Below are 17095 nucleotides of genomic sequence, written 5' to 3' on the forward strand. Positions count from 1 at the left end.
ATAAAATGTCCCAAGCCTAATCTGCATACCAAGGTCTAAAAAAAGAAATTGAAATGCAAAAAAAAATATTTGTCGGGGTGAAATTTGAGTGGATACCACGCTAATCGAGTGTCGAAAATGAGTATGCGTTAGGAATTTTACTGAGAATTTAGGTTTGAAAACTTCGTGTTTGTCCTGTTTCCTGAGCCTAAAAACCTAAGAATATGTTAAAGTTACATTAGTTCAATGTCAATTATTTTGCCCATTTGTCTTACATTTTTATTTCCTTGTTGTAAATATTCGTTTACTACTTTCCCGAATTCTGAATTAATATCGTTGATTTGAATGTATTGAGTGTCAATAACTCTTGTCAGTGCCATCAATACCCAAGTCGCTGCATACATACTTTTTCGTTGTTCGTTATTTTGATTTAAAAACATATCTTCAATTAAGAATTTTTCTGCATCGGGGTCTTCTCTTTTCTGATTGAAAAATTTGTCAATAGCAAAACAGGCAACCGACCATGCTTCCAAACCTCTACACGATTCATAATAAATCACTCTTGATTCATTAGGACTTGGAACAATTAATTGAGATTTGTCCTCAACAGTACCATCCCAAAACATAAAGTCATGTTTTTCTAACTCATCTAAATGCTTCCATGTTCCTCTTTTTTTATGTTTTGAATCTTCTATGTTTCCATATTCATTAATAATTGCACTTTCAATACTTGGCTCTGTACTTACTCCATTACCTAACCGTTGAGTATTTGATTCAAGTAAAACCAAAAGAGATTCATATGGTGTACAACCATTTACTTTGCCTTTTAAATTAAGAAAGTTGAAAATTTCTGTTATTTCACTTTCGCTATGAGTTTGTCGAAAGTCAATTAATAATTCTCCTTCATCTTCCGAGTCGAAAGGTTCTAAATTTAAATCTATTTGAAATTTTTTTGCTACAAAATTACAAAAATCAACAACTGTCTTTTTTATTCGATACGACTTTGTCCTTGTAGAATGTTTCTTTACATTCAATTTTTTCGCTTTAAATACTTCCCAATTACATAATTCAACATGTCGAATTAATTGTTCTTTTCCTCCATTTGCAACAACAATATTTGCACTCCCGAATATCGAAATAATAATTTCTTTTTCTAATCTATGGCAGTCTTGGGCTTCATCAATTAAAACGTTCATTTATACCACTTGAATAATTAGATAAAATTTATTAATATTACAAAATAATTTCATATAAAATAAATAAGGCAACTATATTTTTATCGAATATCTACAATTATGTCTAAAAACATTGCTTATCTAAGGGTTTCAACCGTTGACCAAGACCTTGAGAAAAACAAAGCTGAACTTTTACATTTAGCCAATGATAAGAATTTGGGTAAAGTCGAATTTATAGAAGAAAAGGCTTCTGGTAGAATTCATTGGAAACAAAGAAAAATCGGATATATTATTGAACAACTTACTTTTGGAGATACAATTTTGTTAAGTGAGTTTTCTCGATTAGGGCGTAGTATGCTGGAGTGCATGGAAATTATTTCGATAGCCACTCAGAAAGGAATTAAGATTTATACTGTTAAAGGGAATTGGCAATTAGACGAATCTATTCAAAGTAAAGTAATGGCAATGGTATTTTCAATGGCGGCTGAAATAGAAAGAGATTTAATTTCTAAAAGAACCAAAGAAGCTCTTCAAACAAAAAAAGCTAATGGCGTGAAACTTGGTAGACCAAAAGGAGCAGGTAAAAGTAAATTAGATAAATACAAAGTAGAAATAGAAGCTTTGCTTGCCAACGGTTCGACTAAGAAATTTATTGCTAAGAGATATAATTCTTCAGAATCCAACTTGTTTAATTGGTTGCTGAAAAATAAGACGGTTGAAAATTTTTAAACCCTGTCACTAATAATGACTAAAAATAATATCATTTCTGATTTAAAAACAGAAAATAACTTCGCCTTTGGTGAGTTATATCGAGAATATTTTGCAGTTGTAAAACGCTTTATTTTGAATAACAATGGTTCGGAAGTAGATGCTCAAGATGTATTTCAGGATACAATGCTTATATTGCTCGAAAAACTTCGCAATGATGATTTCGTATTAACTGCCTCTATGAAAACCTACATTATGGCTATTGCCAAACATTTATGGTTAAAGAAAATACGTGATGCTGTACAAATAATTGAGATTTCTGATAATCATCATCAATCCTTTTTTGAAGAGATTACTGTATCTATTGAGCAAGAAAAAACTTATATGGATAAGCTTCAATACTATATGACTAAAATAACTGACCATTGTAATCGGTTATTACACGATATGTTTTTCAAGAATAAATCAATCGAAGAAATTCAGCAGCAATACGGTTATAGCACCAAGCACAATGCTCAAAATCAAAAACATAAATGCATAGAGCAAATTAGAAAAGTAAAAGAACAAAAAAATGAATAAATTTATAATTCTGTGTATTTTAGTGATGGGTTCAATTTTGTCTGCCAACGCACAAACCGACACAATAATTAAAGAAATTGCTCAGAAATGGGCAAATGCAAAAGACTATACCCTAAAAACGATTGAGGCGATGCCCGAAGATAAGTTCGGATTTCGACCAATGAATGAAGAAATGACTTTTTCGGAGCAGATTACTCATATTTCGGGCAATATGTTGTGGCTTTCATCTTCACATTTAACGAAAACAAAACCTTCAATTACAAAAGAAAGTTTTACGGGAAAAAGTAAAAAAGAAATACTCGATTTACTCAATCAATCTTTTGATTTTGTTCAGGAAGCATTTCAAAACCTCAATGAAACAGACCTAAACACGCAGGTAGAACTTTTTGGCAAACCTGTTTCTAAACGTCAAATAGTTTGGCTTATTCATGACCACCTAACTCATCATCGTGGACAATTAGCTGTATATCTTCGCCTAAATAATATAAAACCACCCCAATATATTGGCTGGTAATTCAAATAAAAGAAATCTTTTTCAAATCACTCACCGTTTGGTGGGTGATTTTTTTTGTGTTTAGGTATTAATGTAAAAACAGATATCCTGAATACAATGAAAACTCTAAGCGAAGTTCGAGGATTAGACGTTGATACAAAAATTGATGATTTTTCGGCAACAGATATTTTTGATAACCCATATACATTCTCTAACGCTTTAAAGAAGGGGAAAGTAGTATTAATATTTATCCGTGGACAATGGTGTCCGTTTTGTAATAAACATTTGGTAAAAATACAGAAAGGTCTTCCCAAAATTTATGAAAAAGGGGCGAGTGTGGTGGTGATTTCTCCCGAAAAATCAGAGTTTATCAAGCAAACTATTGAAAAAACAGGAGCTGAGTTTACTATTTTATATGACAAAGACTATGCAATAGCTAAAACATTCGACGGGCTTTTTTTGCCAAATAATACCCAGCGTTTTATCTATAATACTGTTTTGGGTGCGAAGCTAAAACAAAGCCATTCTGATGATTCGGAGCAACTCCCAGTACCTGCCACATATATCATTAACGAAGATTTTACTATCAAATGGAGGCATTTTAATCCGAATTACATAAATAGGTCGGGGGTGTCCGAAATTCTAAATCATTTATAATCATTTCAATTATGGTAGCGAACATTAAATATTGGGATACTCTCAAACATAAACTACTTACTTATTTTAGACAGGGTTTGAGTACCCTCGAAATTATAAAAAGTGTGGTAATTAGTATTTTGATGACTATTATCCCTTTTTACGGGCTAACTACCATTGCTCTGACAACAATCTCTGTCAAATTTAAACTGAATTTACCACTGATGCTTGCAGTTAGCTACATAGCTACGCCTTTGCAAATAATGCTTTTTCTACCTTTTATTCATGTTGGAGAATATGTATTCGGCGTAAAACATTCACTGCTAAACATAAAAGATATTCAAGAATCATTTGAAACAGGCTTTTTTACAACAATTGAGAAACTTTCATTTGAGTTGTTGTGCGGCTTGAGCGGATGGATTTTAGTTGCATTTCCGTTGGCAATCATTACTTATTATACAACTACTTGTGGTTTAAGTCCACTACTCAAAACAAAATGCAGAAAATAAAATAACATGGAAAACTGGCAAATCAATTTATCGCTAATTCCGAGTATAGCCGTGATACTTACCAGTACCAACAGAATGGCATTGGGGCTTACCGATGAGATAAATATACGCTTATTGCAGAATAAAGAAGTATTTATTGACATTTTACCATTAAAAATCAAACAACTAAAACGCCTGAGTTTAGCCATCATATTGATGTATATCTCATTGGCAATGTTAGTCTTTAATGCTTTAATAACAGCCTTGTTTCAGCTCAAAAGTAGCGACTCTAAAATATTAATTTTTGGTGCAATTACTATTTTTTTGATAGCCATTGGTGTAAAAATTAGTTTTTCGTTTCATGCGTATAAAATCAGACAACAACAATTTTTGAAATTTATAAAACAATAATTTAAACAAACATCAAATGAAAACCGTAATTCTGATTGCTATGGGCATTTCAGCCCTCTTTGCTTATACAAATTTTTCAAATGTAAACTTCAAAGAAAACACGAAAGAAGGAATACATTTTCATCAAGGCACTTGGGAAGAAGCCCTTGAATTAGCAAAAAAAGAAAATAAAGTTATTTTCTTAGATGTGTATGCTACTTGGTGTGGTCCTTGTAAGATGCTCAAACGACTTACTTTTTCTAATAAAAAAGTAGGTTCATTCTACAATGAAAATTTTATCAATGTTGCCCTTGATGGAGAAAGTGGCGAAGGTCCTGCCGTTGCACGATTATACGGTGTAAGAGCCTATCCATCATTGTTATTCGTTGATTCTAACGGAAAACTCATTAATCATTCAGCAGGTTTTCGACCACCATCTGACTTCATAGACTTAGGAAAATCAATCATCGGAAAATAATATGTTTCAAGACAAAATAACCATGTACGGGGCAGCGTGGTGTCCAGACTGCCGCCGTACCAAAGATTTCTTAGAAAAAAATCAAATAAAATTTGAATACATCAATGTGGACGTTAGCCCAGAAGCATCGGCTATTGTAGAAGGCATTAACAAAGGAAAAAGAATTATTCCAACCTTAATTATCAACGACCAACCCTACTCTAACCCTCAAAATCATCAACTTTCAAAAGTTTTGGGGATTAACAAACAGGGGACAACTGTACTTTTCGGAGCAGATTGGTGTCCTGATTGCAGAAGAGCCAAGCGTTTTTTGCAAGATAATCAAATCAATTTCAAGTTTGTCGATGTAGATACTACACCACAGGCTGCCGAATTTGTGATGAGCATAAACAAGGGTAAACGCATTATTCCAACTATTCTTATCAATGAAACACCCTATTCCAACCCATCGAATGCTGTTTTAACAGAAGTTTTGGAATTGGATAAAGCAGCCGACCAACGCATCTACGACGTGGTGATAATAGGAGGCGGAGCGGCAGGATTGACCACTGCAATTTATGCCCAAAGAGATAAATTCGATACCCTCATATTAGAAAAAAAGAATATAGGTGGTAATGCCTTTATTACCAAAAAGATAGAGAACTATCCAGGTTTTAAAGAAGTATCTGGCCCGGAATTGATGGATAGAATGGCGGAGCAAGCCATTACTTTAGGTACGAAAATCGAGACAGGAGAAGATGTTACTTCTATTGAAAAAACAGATGATTTCTTTAAAATTCACACTTATAACGGCTCCTTCAAAGGTAAATCCGTAGTAATTGCCACGGGTAGCACCTACCGTACATTAGGTGTAGACGGTGAAGCAGAACTTATTGGGGCTGGTGTACATTTTTGTGCAACTTGCGATGGTGCTTTTTATCGTGATAAAGAAGTAATAGTTGTAGGCGGTGGTAATAGTGCCTTAGAAGAAGGAATGTTTTTGGCAAGTTTTTGTAAAAAAGTAAGTATTGTGCATCGAGGTGAAAGTTTTTCAGCTACTGAAACTTATATCGAAAAACTGTCTTCTTTTTCCAACATTCAGACTTATCTTAATCATTCAGTTACGGCATTTAATGCGGATGAAAATGGCGTTTTTCAGTCGGCTACTTTAAAAAATAACCTAAACGAAAGCTTTATTGACCTAAAAGCAAATGGTGTTTTTGTATTTGTAGGCTTACAACCTAATACACAAAACTATGAAAGCCTGTTAAATTTATCGCAAAGCAAACACATTCTTACCAAAGGATTAAATAAAACGAACGTAGATGGCATATTTGCAGCAGGAGATGTACGTTTTGGGGCTATTGCCCAAGTAGCTGCCGCAACTGGTGAAGGCGTAGTTGCGAGCTATGGCGTAAGAGAGTATCTGACTAAATGATTAAATCATGGAAATTATTTTGAATTCAATCATCACTTGCCCAACCTGTGGGTATCAGAAAGAAGAAACTATGCCTACCGATTCCTGCCAATTTTTCTATGAATGTGAAAGTTGCAAAACAGTTTTAAAGCCCAAAGAGGGCGATTGCTGTGTATTTTGTAGCTACGGAACAGTTAAATGTCCACCAATTCAAGAGCATAAATCGTGTTGTTAATTCAAAAATAAAAATCGTAGAAAAAATCACTCACTTGTGGGTGATTTTTTCTGTTTTAGGGTATTAACAATAAAACTTAAAATTATGCAATTACTGAACTATTCTATCGGAGCATTTTTTTCAGTGATGTTTGCCATTAATCCATCTTTCATCATAGAAAGAAGTAAAGATTCAAATCAAATTTTTTATGTAGTTAATGAGCAACAACAAATGCTTGACATAACAGAACCCATAAATTTTTATTGGATTAAGCATACCGAGAACGGTAAGAAAGAAGCCCTAACATGGATTCAAGAAAAATATTCTTATGGGTTAAAGTACTTAAAGAAAACACCCAATGAAGCCATCTTTCAGTTTGTTTCTTACAATAAACAGAATTTTTATTTAAGAAAAGATACCGATGGTACATTCAAAGTTTTCACTGTTTTCAACAAAAAAAACATGATTGTGAATCGAATTTATATTCATATAAAAGGTGGAACATTTTGGATGCCCAAAATTCCACAAATTGATATTGAAGGAATTGAATTAAAAACAAGCCAAAAAATAACCGAAGTTTTCAAACCATGAGAAATCAACCCTTAACTACCGCAAGATATGACAAATCTATGTATAGATAACCTACAAGATATTAAAGTTCTTCTGCTACAATTAGAAGATGAACACTATACTTTTAAGTCAAATTTCTTGTATGGTGCAAGTATAGGACAGCACCTAAGGCACATTCTCGAATTTTATGAGCGTGTATTTACACTCAACGAATGTGGTATCATTAATTACAGCAAACGTGAGCGGAAGAAACACCTCGAATATTTTCGTGTTTCAGCCATTGAGTTTATTGATGATTTGTGTGATAATATGCGTAATTCTGAGCAAAAAGACCGTCTATTGATATTAACTGATGATAGCATTGAAGGAGAAAAGATGATTACTTCGTTTGAACGTGAGGTTTTTTATTGCCTCGAACACAGCATTCATCACCAGGCATTGATAAAAGTTTGTTTGAAAGAACAAAATCTTGAAGCCTTAGTTGAGCCAAACTTTGGCTTGGCTTATTCTACTATTCAATACCAAAATAGTTTATGTGTACAGTAAGTTATGTTCCGCTTGAAAATGGCTTTATGCTCACTTCAAGCCGAGATGAAAAAGCCCATCGCCCAACGGCTATTCCGCAGGTATATGAATTGAATAATGAAAATTTGATATTTCCGAAAGATTTACAATCGGGTGGAACATGGATTGCCCTTGCCCCAACAGAAAAAAGAATGGCATGTTTGCTCAATGGGGCTTTTGAAAATCATCAAAAAAAAGACCAATATCGAATGAGTCGGGGGAAAGTTTTGTTGGAAAATTTTAAATATCCAAACGCTGAAATATTCAATGCGTTTCAAACTTTTGAAGACATTGAACCTTTTACCTTGCTACTTTTAGAAATTGACCAATTCTTGAAATTTTCAGAATTGAGATGGGACGGAACACAAAAATATTTTTCGAGAATTAACATTCAAAAACCTAAAATTTGGTCGTCGGCAACGCTTTATGACAGAACTATTAGAGAAGAGCGAGAAGCCAAGTTTGAAAATTGGCTTGCCCATAATAATTGGAAAGATATAGAAAACTTTCACGCTCAAAAACATGGACTCAGCACACAAAACGATATAATTATGAAGCGAGAAGAAGGTTTGCAGACTTTGAGCATTTCTCAAATTCATTATCAACAGAGCAATTTTACATTTAATTATTCTGATTTAGTCGAACAAAAAACATACAGTATCAATGCTTAATCGAAAAAAAACAGGTTTTATCATTCCATTAGCATGGCCTGAAACCTATTGCAAGCAAGCTGGAGCATGGTATGACGGTCTTATGAATACATTGGGTTTTGCCAAAGACCATTATTACAAAGTAGGTCATGCAGCATTGGTTTTGATTGATGGAAGTAACGGAACCTGCCATTATTTTGATTTTGGTAGATACCACGCCCCATTTGGGCATGGCAGGGTAAGAAATGCAGAAACAGACCACGACCTAAATATACCCATCAAGGCACAAATAAATGAAAATCAAATACTCAATTTCAATAAAATTATTGACTTTTTAGAAAATAACGAGGCTTGTCATGGCACAGGAAGCATTAAAGCGACTTATTGTGAAATTGACTTTGAAAACGCCATGCAAAAAGCACTACAACTTCAAGAGCAAAGTCCAATTATTTATGGTCCTTTTGTTTGGCATGGAACTAATTGTTCAAGATTTGTGAGAAGTGTAGCATTAGCGGGTAAACCTTCGTTTCAAAATTGGTTGAGATTATTTTTTCCGTTAACCGTTAGTCCAACACCTTATTGGAACGTAAAGGCAGTGGTTTTTCCAAAGAAAAAAACTCAGTATTTAGAAAACGTATATTATGGAGAGTACAGAAAAGTTAAAAACTACCCTTGCTAAACCAAGCCTACCTATCAATTTGCCCTCAATGGCAAAATGGCTTTCGGGTGAAGGAGCAGGTTCTTGGTTTGTTTTTGAATTTAATGAAAACGAGTGCATCATCGAGCGTTTTAATTCTGATGGCAAATTAGAATGTACAGGAAGTTTTGTTTGCCAGCAAGATAATTTCGACTATTCAAAACCATTTGAAATTACCTATTTAAGCCATTGTCAGCAGGTTAGTATTATTCAAGAGGGCGAAAAAAAAATATTTTTGAGAATAAAATAATTTCTTGGGTGATAATTTCTGCTTTTCGGTATTAATAATAAAAATCAATAAAATCATGATGAAGAATAAGTTTTTCAAGGTTGGCGTATGGCTGGCTCTTGTAGGGGTAACTGTTGCCGTTGGTGTAGGTCTTTATATGTTTAATATGCCTCATAGAGATGTTGTAGCTCAAAAAGCAGATTATAGTTTTCAAGCGAGCGATATTGTAAATGAATATTTAGCAGATGCAGCAAAAGCCAATCAAAAATATTTAGATGCCGAAGGCGAATCTAAAATTCTCTCGATAAGAGGCAATGTTGCCAAAATTGAAGAAGATTTAGAAGGCAATAAAGTTGTTTTATTGAAAAATGAAGGTGAGAAAGCAGGGGTAAGTTGCACTTTCACGAAAGAAACAAATGCCAAAGCAAATTCATTGAAAGTTGGCGAAACTACCACTATCAAAGGAGTTATTCGCTCAGGGGCAACCTTCGACAAAGATTTAGACATGTACGAAAATGTAGTCGTAGAAAAATGTGATATAGTATTAGAATAAACAGTTTAAACAATTAAAATAAACAAGAAAATGAAAAGAATCATCAATTTGACATTCGTTGCCCTTACAATTATTTCAATGTCATCATTTATCCTTGCAGGTAAATTGGTAAGTAACAAAACTCATATCAAGTTTTTCTCGCATACGCCAGCCGAAGATATTGAAGCAAACAATTACAAAGCAGTAAGTACGATTGAGCCTTCTACGGGCGATGTAGTGTTTTCAGTTCCGATGCAAAGTTTTGAATTTGAAAAGGCTCTTATGCAAAAACACTATAATAGCGATAAATTTCTTGACACAAAACAGTTTCCAAAAGCCAAGTTAGTAGGGAAAATCACCAATTTAAGCGATATTCATTTCGATAAAGATGGTACTTACAACGCTAATATCAAAGGAGAACTGACTATCAAAGACAAGACAAATCCTATTGACGAAAAAGGAACAGTTATCGTAAAAGGAGGGGTGATTAGTGTAAATAGTAAATTTAATATTACATTAGCTCAATATGGTGTTTCATTTGAAAAAGGAAAGCCTTCTACCAATATTGGAAAAAGTGTTGAAGTAACAGTTCATGCAGAGTATGCTGCTGAATAAGTTTAAAATTAGTTTTTTATTATAAAGAGACTGTCCCAAAAAGACAGTTTTTTTTGTAGCACTGTCTTGTATATGAAGTTTGATATTTGTTTATTGTATGACAAAACAGCAAAAAATAATATTATTTTGGTAATTAAAAGGTAACGTTTTTTGAAACTACAATTTCGAGATTTCGTTTGGTCATTTTTCGAGATTTCGTTTGGACCACTACAACTACCTGCCATTTTGGAAGGTTCAGCATGACAGCTATGAAAGAGAATTGGGACGATATGGTATTGAAAACATAGAATTATCAGAAACACTATTTTTTATAGATAGTAGTATATATTCAGAAGTTTTAGTGAAATTAGGTTCATTTGATGACTATTCAAGATGGTATCTTGGTATTTATCACGTACATAATTGGCTGGACCTATTCGGCTACAAATTAGAAGATAAACTATTATTAGTGGAAAAATTAAGAGAAAGCTTTGCAAATGAATTTATAAACGATAGTTCACTCAAAGAAAAATTAAGTAGTTTATATCGAACGGAAAGAACGATAATTGATAAAATAGCATCAGGAGAGGGTGATACGTTGTTCTCATATAGAACCATCAAATCGGTATTTAAAAAATATCGGTCTGTATTGAATAAAGCAAAGTGGTTTGAAAGAATCAAAAAAAGTGATGATTTAGTAGCAAGTTATTTGCATATGAGCATTAATCGCTGGCATATTTCCAATCAACGATTAAACGAGTATATTATTTACGACGTATTATTTCGCAGTTATCGGTCTCTTACAAAGCGAAATAGTATCAATGTAAAAGCAAAAGATTAAACCAATCAGTGGTGTTTTTTTCTATTGAATAATTCACGAGATTTAAACCCCAATAACCATCCATAATAGAGGTGACTTGATTTGTTTTTATATTCTGGAAAAGAATATTGGCTTCTTTAAGCCAGTAACTTGCAACTTGTAAATACTTTGTATTTTTATACATTGACCCAAAGTAATGATATATCATTGCATTTCCAGTATAACCCGAAATAATAGAAATTCCATTATTATCCAATAGTTCTTTTTTTTGAATGAGAGAAAAAGATAAAATTCTTAATGCCCAATCTGTATATGCTTTGTCCAAACATTTACCCAGTCTAAAAAAAAGGAGAGCCAAAGCAAGATTACCAGTATCCCATGATAAATTGTTGGTCATAATAATTTCATTCGTGTTTCGGTCGTATTTATCTGGAAAAAAATTCAAAAATTCGCTATTAGTATAAACATCCATTTTTACTTTAACTATGGACTCAATTACATTATCAAGAACAGACAATATTTGCTTATTTCCCGTTCTTTCAAATGCCAAACAAAGACATATAGTAATACCAACAATACCATTTTTGATACTTAAATTGAGTGGTTCTTCTTGATAGAAAGCATAAAATTTTTGAATTATTTTTTTTGTTAATATTTCTATTGCCTTAATGGTTTCATTTGGAGGTAATGAAAAAAAATAGTTAATCGACATTGAAGCACCATTCCAATAATGAATAGCATTCCGCTCGGACAGTTCAATACCTTTTTGAAGTATAATGTCATTAACTTTTTTTAAAAATGTTTTATCCGATTTTTTTTTGAGATAAAACCCAATCAAAGTATAATGCCAAAGTTCTAATTCATTATCATACTTCGTCAAAGATTCTTTTGAAACAGAATCAAAATTACTGGCGTTATTCATAATAACTTCGCAAAAATTATTCTCAATTTGAATTGATTTTGCGAAATTATCATAAATTTGAGTCATAAAAGAAGATGTATTAACGATTGTTTATCATAACTGTTGTTGGAATAGTAACACTCGTTTTGCCATTTGTTGATAATGATTTAAAAAATGATACGGTTGTTTTAGTTAATCTTAATGATGTTTGTGTCTTTTTCATTAGTCATAATTGTTTATGTTTACAGACCAAAGTTGTTGTCTGCAAAAACTAAAAAGAAAAAGATTATATATTCTAAACTATTGCCGATATGAATCTTGCGAATGACATTAAGCTAAGAGAAAAGGATATCCTCTTAAACTGGTGGGTACATGTTTTTTTTTGGAATGCTTATGTATTTATCGCTTTTAATGCTTATTTAATTGAACCCAAGAACATAAATACTTTTGATAGATTTATTGATGTTTATGTACATAACCTTTTGGCTATTTCAGTATGCTTCTACTTACAATTCTTCCTTTTGTTACGTATGAGGGGGGGGTGGAAGTTATCAAGCTTCATTCTAATTTTTACTGTTTTTACAATACTTCGGATTATTATTAATGAAATGTTATGGCGTTGGGGGGTAACTGCTTTAAGTTCAAAAAGCACTACAACCTATTTAGATGGATTTATTGTATATTTTTTTTTTGGAGGAATGGGGACAGGATTTTATTTTGCCATAAATACAATAAAAAAACAAGAAGTGATTTTTCTGCTAGAAAGAGATAAGTACAATAATGAGATTAAGCTTCATGAGGAAAAAATTCGTAATCAACAACTTCAAATAGAAGGCCAAAAATCAGAGATGTCAAGGTTGAATGCTCAAATTAACCCTCATTTCTTGTTTAACACATTGAATTTTTTTTATTCAGAGATTCGAACGATTCACCCAAAAATATCGGAGTCAATTCTTTTATTATCTGATATTATGAGATACTCATTAATTGAAAATCATAATGTAGATTTAGTACCAATTGAAGGTGAAATTAACCATATAAAGAACTATATAGATTTACAAAAAAACAGATATAATGATATTATGAATCTCTCACTTTGTATTGAGGGTGAAAGCAACGGCAAAAATAAAACAATTCCGCCTATGATACTTCTAACGCTGATTGAAAACTGTTTTAAATATGGAGACCTGTTCGATAGTAATGAATCCTGCCAAATAAACATCATATTAGAAGAAGACCGATTTTTATATCAATCTGTTAATAAGGTCCAACCCCAAACATCATATTTGCCTTCTACGGAAGTTGGACAAAGTAATATAAAAGCAAGACTTAAAATGATTTATGGAGAAGAAAACTTTCAATTCAAAACAGATGTAAAAAATAATCGATACTATTGTAATTTAAGTATTAACTACTATTAATTCTATGCTAAGATGTTTTATAGTGGATGATGAACCACCAGCAATTAACCTACTTACTCAATATATTAATGAAACCCCTTTTTTACAGCTAATTGGTTCAGCCACTGACCCAACTCAAGCCCTAAATGAAATTAAATCTTTGGAAATAGATATACTATTTTTAGATATACAAATGCCAAAAATAACAGGGTTTGAATTAATAGAAATCTTAAAACCCAAATGTTCGGTCATTATGACCACTGCATTTACAGAGTACGCTATTTCTGGGTATGAGTACCAAGTTTCTGATTATTTAGTGAAGCCTATTCGATATGAAAGATTTTTGAAAGCTGTAACAAAAGTATTAAATGAATTTCCTAAAGTGGCATCAAATATCAAAGCCAATGAAGATGAATTCCTTTTTGTAAAAACTGAACATCGAGGTAAATTCAAGAAGATTGAGTATAGTGATATAAAATATGTGGAAGGCTTACAAAATTATATACGTATTTATCTCAAAAGTCAAGATAATGCAGTAGTTACGTATATCAGGATAGGTGAAATTTTGGAAAAGCTACCATTAAATAAATTTGTTAGAGTTCATAAATCCTATATTGTAGCATTAGATGAAATAGAAGCTCTGGATGGTAATGAAATATTTTTAAAAACATTGTCGAGAATACCCGCAGGAGGTGTTTATAAGTCCGAACTCCTTGAAAAATTTAAAGACTCCTTCATAATTGGTAATCAGAAAAAGGGAGGTTTGAAATAAATCTCCTTTGTAATTTTCAAACTTCTATGGTAATATCTTCATGACCAGCCTTTTTTCTAATATCTACTATAAATGGAAGTATACATTTTAAAATCCTCAAATTAAGTCTCCAATCTATTTTGTCTGAATTAGGCGGCTAAAGGCAATATGATTTTTATTTATTTTAACCATACCTTTTTTCTTAGTTAAAATTTGTAGTAGCCTGATATTTTTTTTTCTCCTTGATGATTTTATGCCACTACCTAAATGCTATAATAATCAAGTATTTATTCCCAGAAACCCATCTTTGTATAGGTAAAATTTACGTTTATATAGTCTTGTTTTTGTTTTAAAATATAAAACACAACTTTAGACCACTTACAACATATGGTCAATCTCTAAATTATCAATCTTTATCATGTTTAGATTTACCTCTCAAAAAGACAACGCTGTTGCGGCTACTTACCAATATCTCAAAGCTATTGGTGCAAAAGTAACTGAAGAAACAGTAGAAGAAACCCTCAAAAATCACCCAGATTATCCAAGTCTTTTGGCCACGAGTGATGCACTTAATGAGTGGAAGATTGAAAATGTTACTGTCCGTATAAAACCAGAACAGTTGAGCGAATTACAAACTCCGTTTTTGACATATCTCTATATTAATGATGGGATTTTTGTTTTAGTAAAATCTATCAAAAATGATTTTATTGAATGGGTTCATACAACAGAAGGCTTTAAGAGAGAAAAAACAGATGAATTTTTGAAAAAATGGAATGGTGTAGTTTTGATGGCAGAAACTAATGCCGATTCTGGTGAGAAAAACTTTACTGAAAATAATAAAAAAGAAATTCTCAGTAACTTGCGAACTCCAGTACTTTTACTTGGTGCTACGCTACTCGTTATTAGTATATTTTACTACAATTTTAGCACTAATTGGCATTACAATGCCCTTTTGCTTACAAAATTTGCGGGTATTATCGTTAGTTCTTTATTGCTTTGGCAAATCATTGACAAGAATAACCCTTTTATAAATAACCTTTGTCAAGCTGGAGGTAAAGCTAATTGTAATGCCATTTTAAGCTCAAATGCTGCCCAAGTTACTTCGTGGTTGAGTTGGTCGGAAGTTGGTTTTTTCTACTTTGTAGGTGGTTTTGTAGCCTTATTGATAAATCCTAATTCCATGTTTATACTTTGGGGAATTGGTTCAACAGCATTATTTTATACGTTTTGGTCTATCTATTATCAGGCATTTGTAGTCAAACAATGGTGTACGCTCTGTTTATCAATCCAAATGCTATTTATTGTAGAATTTTTGTTAAATATCCAATTTCTTTGGGAGTTCAATTTGAATTTTTCAAAACTGAATTATAGCGAATTAGTAGCTATCTTATCGGCAGTGAGTGGGGCTGTACTATTTTGGATATTCTTAAAACCTATTTTACAAAAAAGCCAACAAGTATCACCTTTAAAAAATGACCTAAGACGTTTTAAAAATAACCCTAATCTGTTTTTAAGTTTGTTACAAAATCAGGCTGAAATACCATATTTCCCTCAAGATATGACTCTATTTGGTAATCCGAACGCTGAACACAAACTAACAATGGTAACGAATCCATTTTGCCAACCATGTGCTAAAACCCATAAAATTGTTGAGGAATTATTATTTACCAACGAAAATTTGAAATGCCAAGTAATTTTTTCTGCAAGTAACCATAAAGATGACAAACGAGGAATTGTGGCACGCACAATCCTTTCATTACCCAAAGACCAACAAGCAATTGCCTTACATCAATGGTATGAAAATGAAGAACGGAATATTGAAAAATGGCAAACTCAATTGGGTTCAATTGGAAATGAAAAGACTGAAAACATAATAGAACAGCATAAAACCTTTTGTGAAGTTGCCAAAGTAGAGGGTACACCAACTCTATATTTAGACGGTTATAAGTTGCCTCAGCTATATCGTTTGGCAGACCTAAAAGGTATTTTAAAGTATTTACCAACAGCGGATTTGCAAATCAACCATAAATAAATCTTAACATTTTAATTTATTAGAACAATGAAAAAAATGATTTCAAGTTACGGTGAATTCTTGCTTTCAAAGGAGCAAATGAAAATGATTATCGGTGGTATATTAGATGCCCAAGCAGAGGCTGCTTGTGACGAAACTTTTTCACTTAAATGCTCAGGGGGTGTTGAGTGTAAGTCACAATCAGGGTCTAAAGGTTACTGTGAATGTAAGGATAATGAAGGTGAGGTCGTTGATTACAAAGAATGTATTTTGCAATAATTAGAAAGAAGGTCTTTATTTAACCCTTATAGTAAATTTGATATTTAATAGAATATTTCATCAAAAAAACAATTAATATGAAAATAATTAAATCTAACTTTCAAATTCTTTCTAAGATAGATATGAAAAAGATAAGAGGTGGAAAACTTGGTTCTGCAACTGCAATGTGTGCAAATGGTACCACAATTACTTGTGAAGGGGATGATTGTTATTCTGCTGATTACAATCATCCAAATTGGGGGGTTGCTGGAAGTTGTGGTTGTCATACCGAAGATGGGACTATAGCAGGTGTTTCTGACGTAAAGCAATGTGGACAATAATAGTAAAAAATTAAAAGGTGCTATAGTTTATTATAGATATTAGTTTGTTAGTTTCAATGTGAGAAAAGTTATGAATATACTTGGGGTCTATATTAAAATAAATAAGCACATTTTCTTATCTTTATCTTTACTTGATTTTAAATTTAAAGCGAACTATTTCTATATAAGAGTTGAAAAATCTTACTGTGATATTTTGTTGGGTAAAGTTAAAATTCAAAAAAACAAATATCAGCGTTGCTTG

General features: G+C 32.4%; 24 protein-coding genes. 22 read left to right on the forward strand and 2 right to left on the reverse strand.

Annotated elements, in window-relative coordinates; genetic code table 11:
* Positions 1–212: 212 nt before the first annotated feature.
* Positions 213–1175, reverse strand: a complete 963-nt coding sequence (locus EMTOL_RS20150) for a hypothetical protein (protein WP_015026234.1) — start codon at positions 1173–1175, stop codon at positions 213–215.
* Positions 1176–1274: 99 nt separating this feature from the next.
* Here EMTOL_RS20150 and EMTOL_RS20155 point away from each other — a divergent pair, with 99 nt between their 5' ends.
* From EMTOL_RS20155 to EMTOL_RS20230, 17 genes are all read left to right on the forward strand, one after another.
* The gene (locus EMTOL_RS20155; protein ID WP_015026235.1) at positions 1275–1883 is read left to right on the forward strand and encodes a recombinase family protein; all 609 of its coding nucleotides are present in this window, start codon (positions 1275–1277) and stop codon (positions 1881–1883) included.
* Positions 1884–1898: 15 nt separating this feature from the next.
* Positions 1899–2441, forward strand: coding sequence for an RNA polymerase sigma factor (locus EMTOL_RS20160; protein ID WP_015026236.1), 543 nt, complete (start codon positions 1899–1901; stop codon positions 2439–2441).
* Entirely contained in the window at positions 2434–2955 is a 522-nt protein-coding gene (locus EMTOL_RS20165; RefSeq protein WP_015026237.1) for a DinB family protein, read from the forward strand. Before EMTOL_RS20160 ends, EMTOL_RS20165 begins: the two co-directional genes overlap by 8 nt.
* Positions 2956–3051: 96 nt before the next feature.
* Complete coding sequence (locus EMTOL_RS20170; protein ID WP_015026238.1) at positions 3052–3591, forward strand: peroxiredoxin-like family protein; 540 nt, start codon at positions 3052–3054, stop codon at positions 3589–3591.
* A gap of 11 nt (positions 3592–3602) precedes the next feature.
* Positions 3603–4079 (forward strand): DUF2062 domain-containing protein, encoded by a 477-nt coding sequence (locus EMTOL_RS20175; protein WP_015026239.1) that lies wholly within the window; start codon positions 3603–3605, stop codon positions 4077–4079.
* Between the two features lie 6 nt (positions 4080–4085).
* Positions 4086–4469, forward strand: a complete 384-nt coding sequence (locus EMTOL_RS20180) for a hypothetical protein (protein WP_015026240.1) — start codon at positions 4086–4088, stop codon at positions 4467–4469.
* A 16-nt stretch (positions 4470–4485) separates the two neighbouring features.
* Positions 4486–4926, forward strand: coding sequence for a thioredoxin family protein (locus EMTOL_RS20185; protein ID WP_015026241.1), 441 nt, complete (start codon positions 4486–4488; stop codon positions 4924–4926).
* A 1-nt stretch (position 4927) separates the two neighbouring features.
* Positions 4928–6343 carry an FAD-dependent oxidoreductase gene (locus tag EMTOL_RS20190; protein WP_015026242.1) on the forward strand — a complete coding sequence of 472 codons (1416 nt, stop codon included), beginning with the start codon at positions 4928–4930 and terminating at the stop codon, positions 6341–6343.
* Between the two features lie 7 nt (positions 6344–6350).
* The gene (locus EMTOL_RS22275; protein ID WP_015026243.1) at positions 6351–6557 is read left to right on the forward strand and encodes a GDCCVxC domain-containing (seleno)protein; all 207 of its coding nucleotides are present in this window, start codon (positions 6351–6353) and stop codon (positions 6555–6557) included.
* 84 nt (positions 6558–6641) lie between these two features.
* Complete coding sequence (locus EMTOL_RS20195) at positions 6642–7127, forward strand: DUF4833 domain-containing protein (protein WP_015026244.1); 486 nt, start codon at positions 6642–6644, stop codon at positions 7125–7127.
* A gap of 27 nt (positions 7128–7154) precedes the next feature.
* Positions 7155–7652 (forward strand): DinB family protein, encoded by a 498-nt coding sequence (locus tag EMTOL_RS20200; protein ID WP_015026245.1) that lies wholly within the window; start codon positions 7155–7157, stop codon positions 7650–7652.
* Complete coding sequence (locus tag EMTOL_RS20205) at positions 7640–8341, forward strand: NRDE family protein (protein ID WP_015026246.1); 702 nt, start codon at positions 7640–7642, stop codon at positions 8339–8341. The genes EMTOL_RS20200 and EMTOL_RS20205 overlap by 13 nt, the downstream gene beginning before the upstream one ends.
* Positions 8334–8999: a DUF6695 family protein gene (locus EMTOL_RS20210; protein WP_041694323.1), complete on the forward strand. Its 666-nt coding sequence runs from the start codon at positions 8334–8336 to the stop codon at positions 8997–8999. The genes EMTOL_RS20205 and EMTOL_RS20210 overlap by 8 nt, the downstream gene beginning before the upstream one ends.
* A gap of 28 nt (positions 9000–9027) precedes the next feature.
* Complete coding sequence (locus EMTOL_RS20215; protein WP_041694324.1) at positions 9028–9267, forward strand: DUF6695 family protein; 240 nt, start codon at positions 9028–9030, stop codon at positions 9265–9267.
* 55 nt (positions 9268–9322) lie between these two features.
* Positions 9323–9799, forward strand: a complete 477-nt coding sequence (locus EMTOL_RS20220; protein WP_015026247.1) for an OB-fold protein — start codon at positions 9323–9325, stop codon at positions 9797–9799.
* Positions 9800–9829: 30 nt separating this feature from the next.
* Entirely contained in the window at positions 9830–10393 is a 564-nt protein-coding gene (locus EMTOL_RS20225; protein WP_015026248.1) for a YceI family protein, read from the forward strand.
* A 199-nt stretch (positions 10394–10592) separates the two neighbouring features.
* A complete protein-coding gene (locus EMTOL_RS20230) occupies positions 10593–11213 on the forward strand; it encodes a thiopeptide-type bacteriocin biosynthesis protein (RefSeq protein WP_041694326.1) in 621 nt (206 codons plus the stop codon).
* Here the strand turns inward: EMTOL_RS20230 and EMTOL_RS20235 are convergent.
* Positions 11191–12180: a hypothetical protein gene (locus tag EMTOL_RS20235; protein ID WP_015026249.1), complete on the reverse strand. Its 990-nt coding sequence runs from the start codon at positions 12178–12180 to the stop codon at positions 11191–11193. The genes EMTOL_RS20230 and EMTOL_RS20235 overlap by 23 nt on opposite strands.
* Before the next feature lie 224 nt (positions 12181–12404).
* Between EMTOL_RS20235 and EMTOL_RS20240 the strand changes: the two genes are divergently transcribed.
* The 5 genes from EMTOL_RS20240 (at position 12405) to EMTOL_RS20260 (ending at position 16854) form a co-directional block, all read left to right on the forward strand.
* Positions 12405–13514 carry a sensor histidine kinase gene (locus EMTOL_RS20240; protein WP_015026250.1) on the forward strand — a complete coding sequence of 370 codons (1110 nt, stop codon included), beginning with the start codon at positions 12405–12407 and terminating at the stop codon, positions 13512–13514.
* 4 nt (positions 13515–13518) lie between these two features.
* Complete coding sequence (locus EMTOL_RS20245; protein ID WP_015026251.1) at positions 13519–14265, forward strand: LytR/AlgR family response regulator transcription factor; 747 nt, start codon at positions 13519–13521, stop codon at positions 14263–14265.
* A gap of 397 nt (positions 14266–14662) precedes the next feature.
* Positions 14663–16276: a vitamin K epoxide reductase family protein gene (locus tag EMTOL_RS20250; protein WP_015026252.1), complete on the forward strand. Its 1614-nt coding sequence runs from the start codon at positions 14663–14665 to the stop codon at positions 16274–16276.
* A 36-nt stretch (positions 16277–16312) separates the two neighbouring features.
* The gene (locus tag EMTOL_RS20255) at positions 16313–16534 is read left to right on the forward strand and encodes a hypothetical protein (protein WP_305953307.1); all 222 of its coding nucleotides are present in this window, start codon (positions 16313–16315) and stop codon (positions 16532–16534) included.
* A 122-nt stretch (positions 16535–16656) separates the two neighbouring features.
* The gene (locus EMTOL_RS20260) at positions 16657–16854 is read left to right on the forward strand and encodes a hypothetical protein (RefSeq protein ID WP_305953308.1); all 198 of its coding nucleotides are present in this window, start codon (positions 16657–16659) and stop codon (positions 16852–16854) included.
* Positions 16855–17095 lie beyond the last annotated feature (241 nt).

Source organism: Emticicia oligotrophica DSM 17448 (genome assembly GCF_000263195.1).
Lineage (GTDB): Bacteria > Bacteroidota > Bacteroidia > Cytophagales > Spirosomataceae > Emticicia > Emticicia oligotrophica.

Coding starts and splice junctions, on each gene's coding strand:
- EMTOL_RS20235 (WP_015026249.1), bottom strand. CDS start 12,180: ATGACTCAAATTTATGATAATTTCGCAAAATCAATTCAAATTGAGAAT.
- EMTOL_RS20240 (WP_015026250.1), top strand. CDS start 12,405: ATGAATCTTGCGAATGACATTAAGCTAAGAGAAAAGGATATCCTCTTA.
- EMTOL_RS20225 (WP_015026248.1), top strand. CDS start 9,830: ATGAAAAGAATCATCAATTTGACATTCGTTGCCCTTACAATTATTTCA.
- EMTOL_RS22275 (WP_015026243.1), top strand. CDS start 6,351: ATGGAAATTATTTTGAATTCAATCATCACTTGCCCAACCTGTGGGTAT.
- EMTOL_RS20245 (WP_015026251.1), top strand. CDS start 13,519: ATGCTAAGATGTTTTATAGTGGATGATGAACCACCAGCAATTAACCTA.
- EMTOL_RS20160 (WP_015026236.1), top strand. CDS start 1,899: ATGACTAAAAATAATATCATTTCTGATTTAAAAACAGAAAATAACTTC.
- EMTOL_RS20260 (WP_305953308.1), top strand. CDS start 16,657: ATGAAAAAGATAAGAGGTGGAAAACTTGGTTCTGCAACTGCAATGTGT.
- EMTOL_RS20185 (WP_015026241.1), top strand. CDS start 4,486: ATGAAAACCGTAATTCTGATTGCTATGGGCATTTCAGCCCTCTTTGCT.
- EMTOL_RS20170 (WP_015026238.1), top strand. CDS start 3,052: ATGAAAACTCTAAGCGAAGTTCGAGGATTAGACGTTGATACAAAAATT.
- EMTOL_RS20210 (WP_041694323.1), top strand. CDS start 8,334: ATGCTTAATCGAAAAAAAACAGGTTTTATCATTCCATTAGCATGGCCT.
- EMTOL_RS20215 (WP_041694324.1), top strand. CDS start 9,028: ATGGCAAAATGGCTTTCGGGTGAAGGAGCAGGTTCTTGGTTTGTTTTT.
- EMTOL_RS20250 (WP_015026252.1), top strand. CDS start 14,663: ATGTTTAGATTTACCTCTCAAAAAGACAACGCTGTTGCGGCTACTTAC.
- EMTOL_RS20165 (WP_015026237.1), top strand. CDS start 2,434: ATGAATAAATTTATAATTCTGTGTATTTTAGTGATGGGTTCAATTTTG.
- EMTOL_RS20200 (WP_015026245.1), top strand. CDS start 7,155: ATGACAAATCTATGTATAGATAACCTACAAGATATTAAAGTTCTTCTG.
- EMTOL_RS20150 (WP_015026234.1), bottom strand. CDS start 1,175: ATGAACGTTTTAATTGATGAAGCCCAAGACTGCCATAGATTAGAAAAA.
- EMTOL_RS20220 (WP_015026247.1), top strand. CDS start 9,323: ATGATGAAGAATAAGTTTTTCAAGGTTGGCGTATGGCTGGCTCTTGTA.
- EMTOL_RS20155 (WP_015026235.1), top strand. CDS start 1,275: ATGTCTAAAAACATTGCTTATCTAAGGGTTTCAACCGTTGACCAAGAC.
- EMTOL_RS20175 (WP_015026239.1), top strand. CDS start 3,603: ATGGTAGCGAACATTAAATATTGGGATACTCTCAAACATAAACTACTT.
- EMTOL_RS20190 (WP_015026242.1), top strand. CDS start 4,928: ATGTTTCAAGACAAAATAACCATGTACGGGGCAGCGTGGTGTCCAGAC.
- EMTOL_RS20180 (WP_015026240.1), top strand. CDS start 4,086: ATGGAAAACTGGCAAATCAATTTATCGCTAATTCCGAGTATAGCCGTG.
- EMTOL_RS20205 (WP_015026246.1), top strand. CDS start 7,640: ATGTGTACAGTAAGTTATGTTCCGCTTGAAAATGGCTTTATGCTCACT.
- EMTOL_RS20195 (WP_015026244.1), top strand. CDS start 6,642: ATGCAATTACTGAACTATTCTATCGGAGCATTTTTTTCAGTGATGTTT.
- EMTOL_RS20255 (WP_305953307.1), top strand. CDS start 16,313: ATGATTTCAAGTTACGGTGAATTCTTGCTTTCAAAGGAGCAAATGAAA.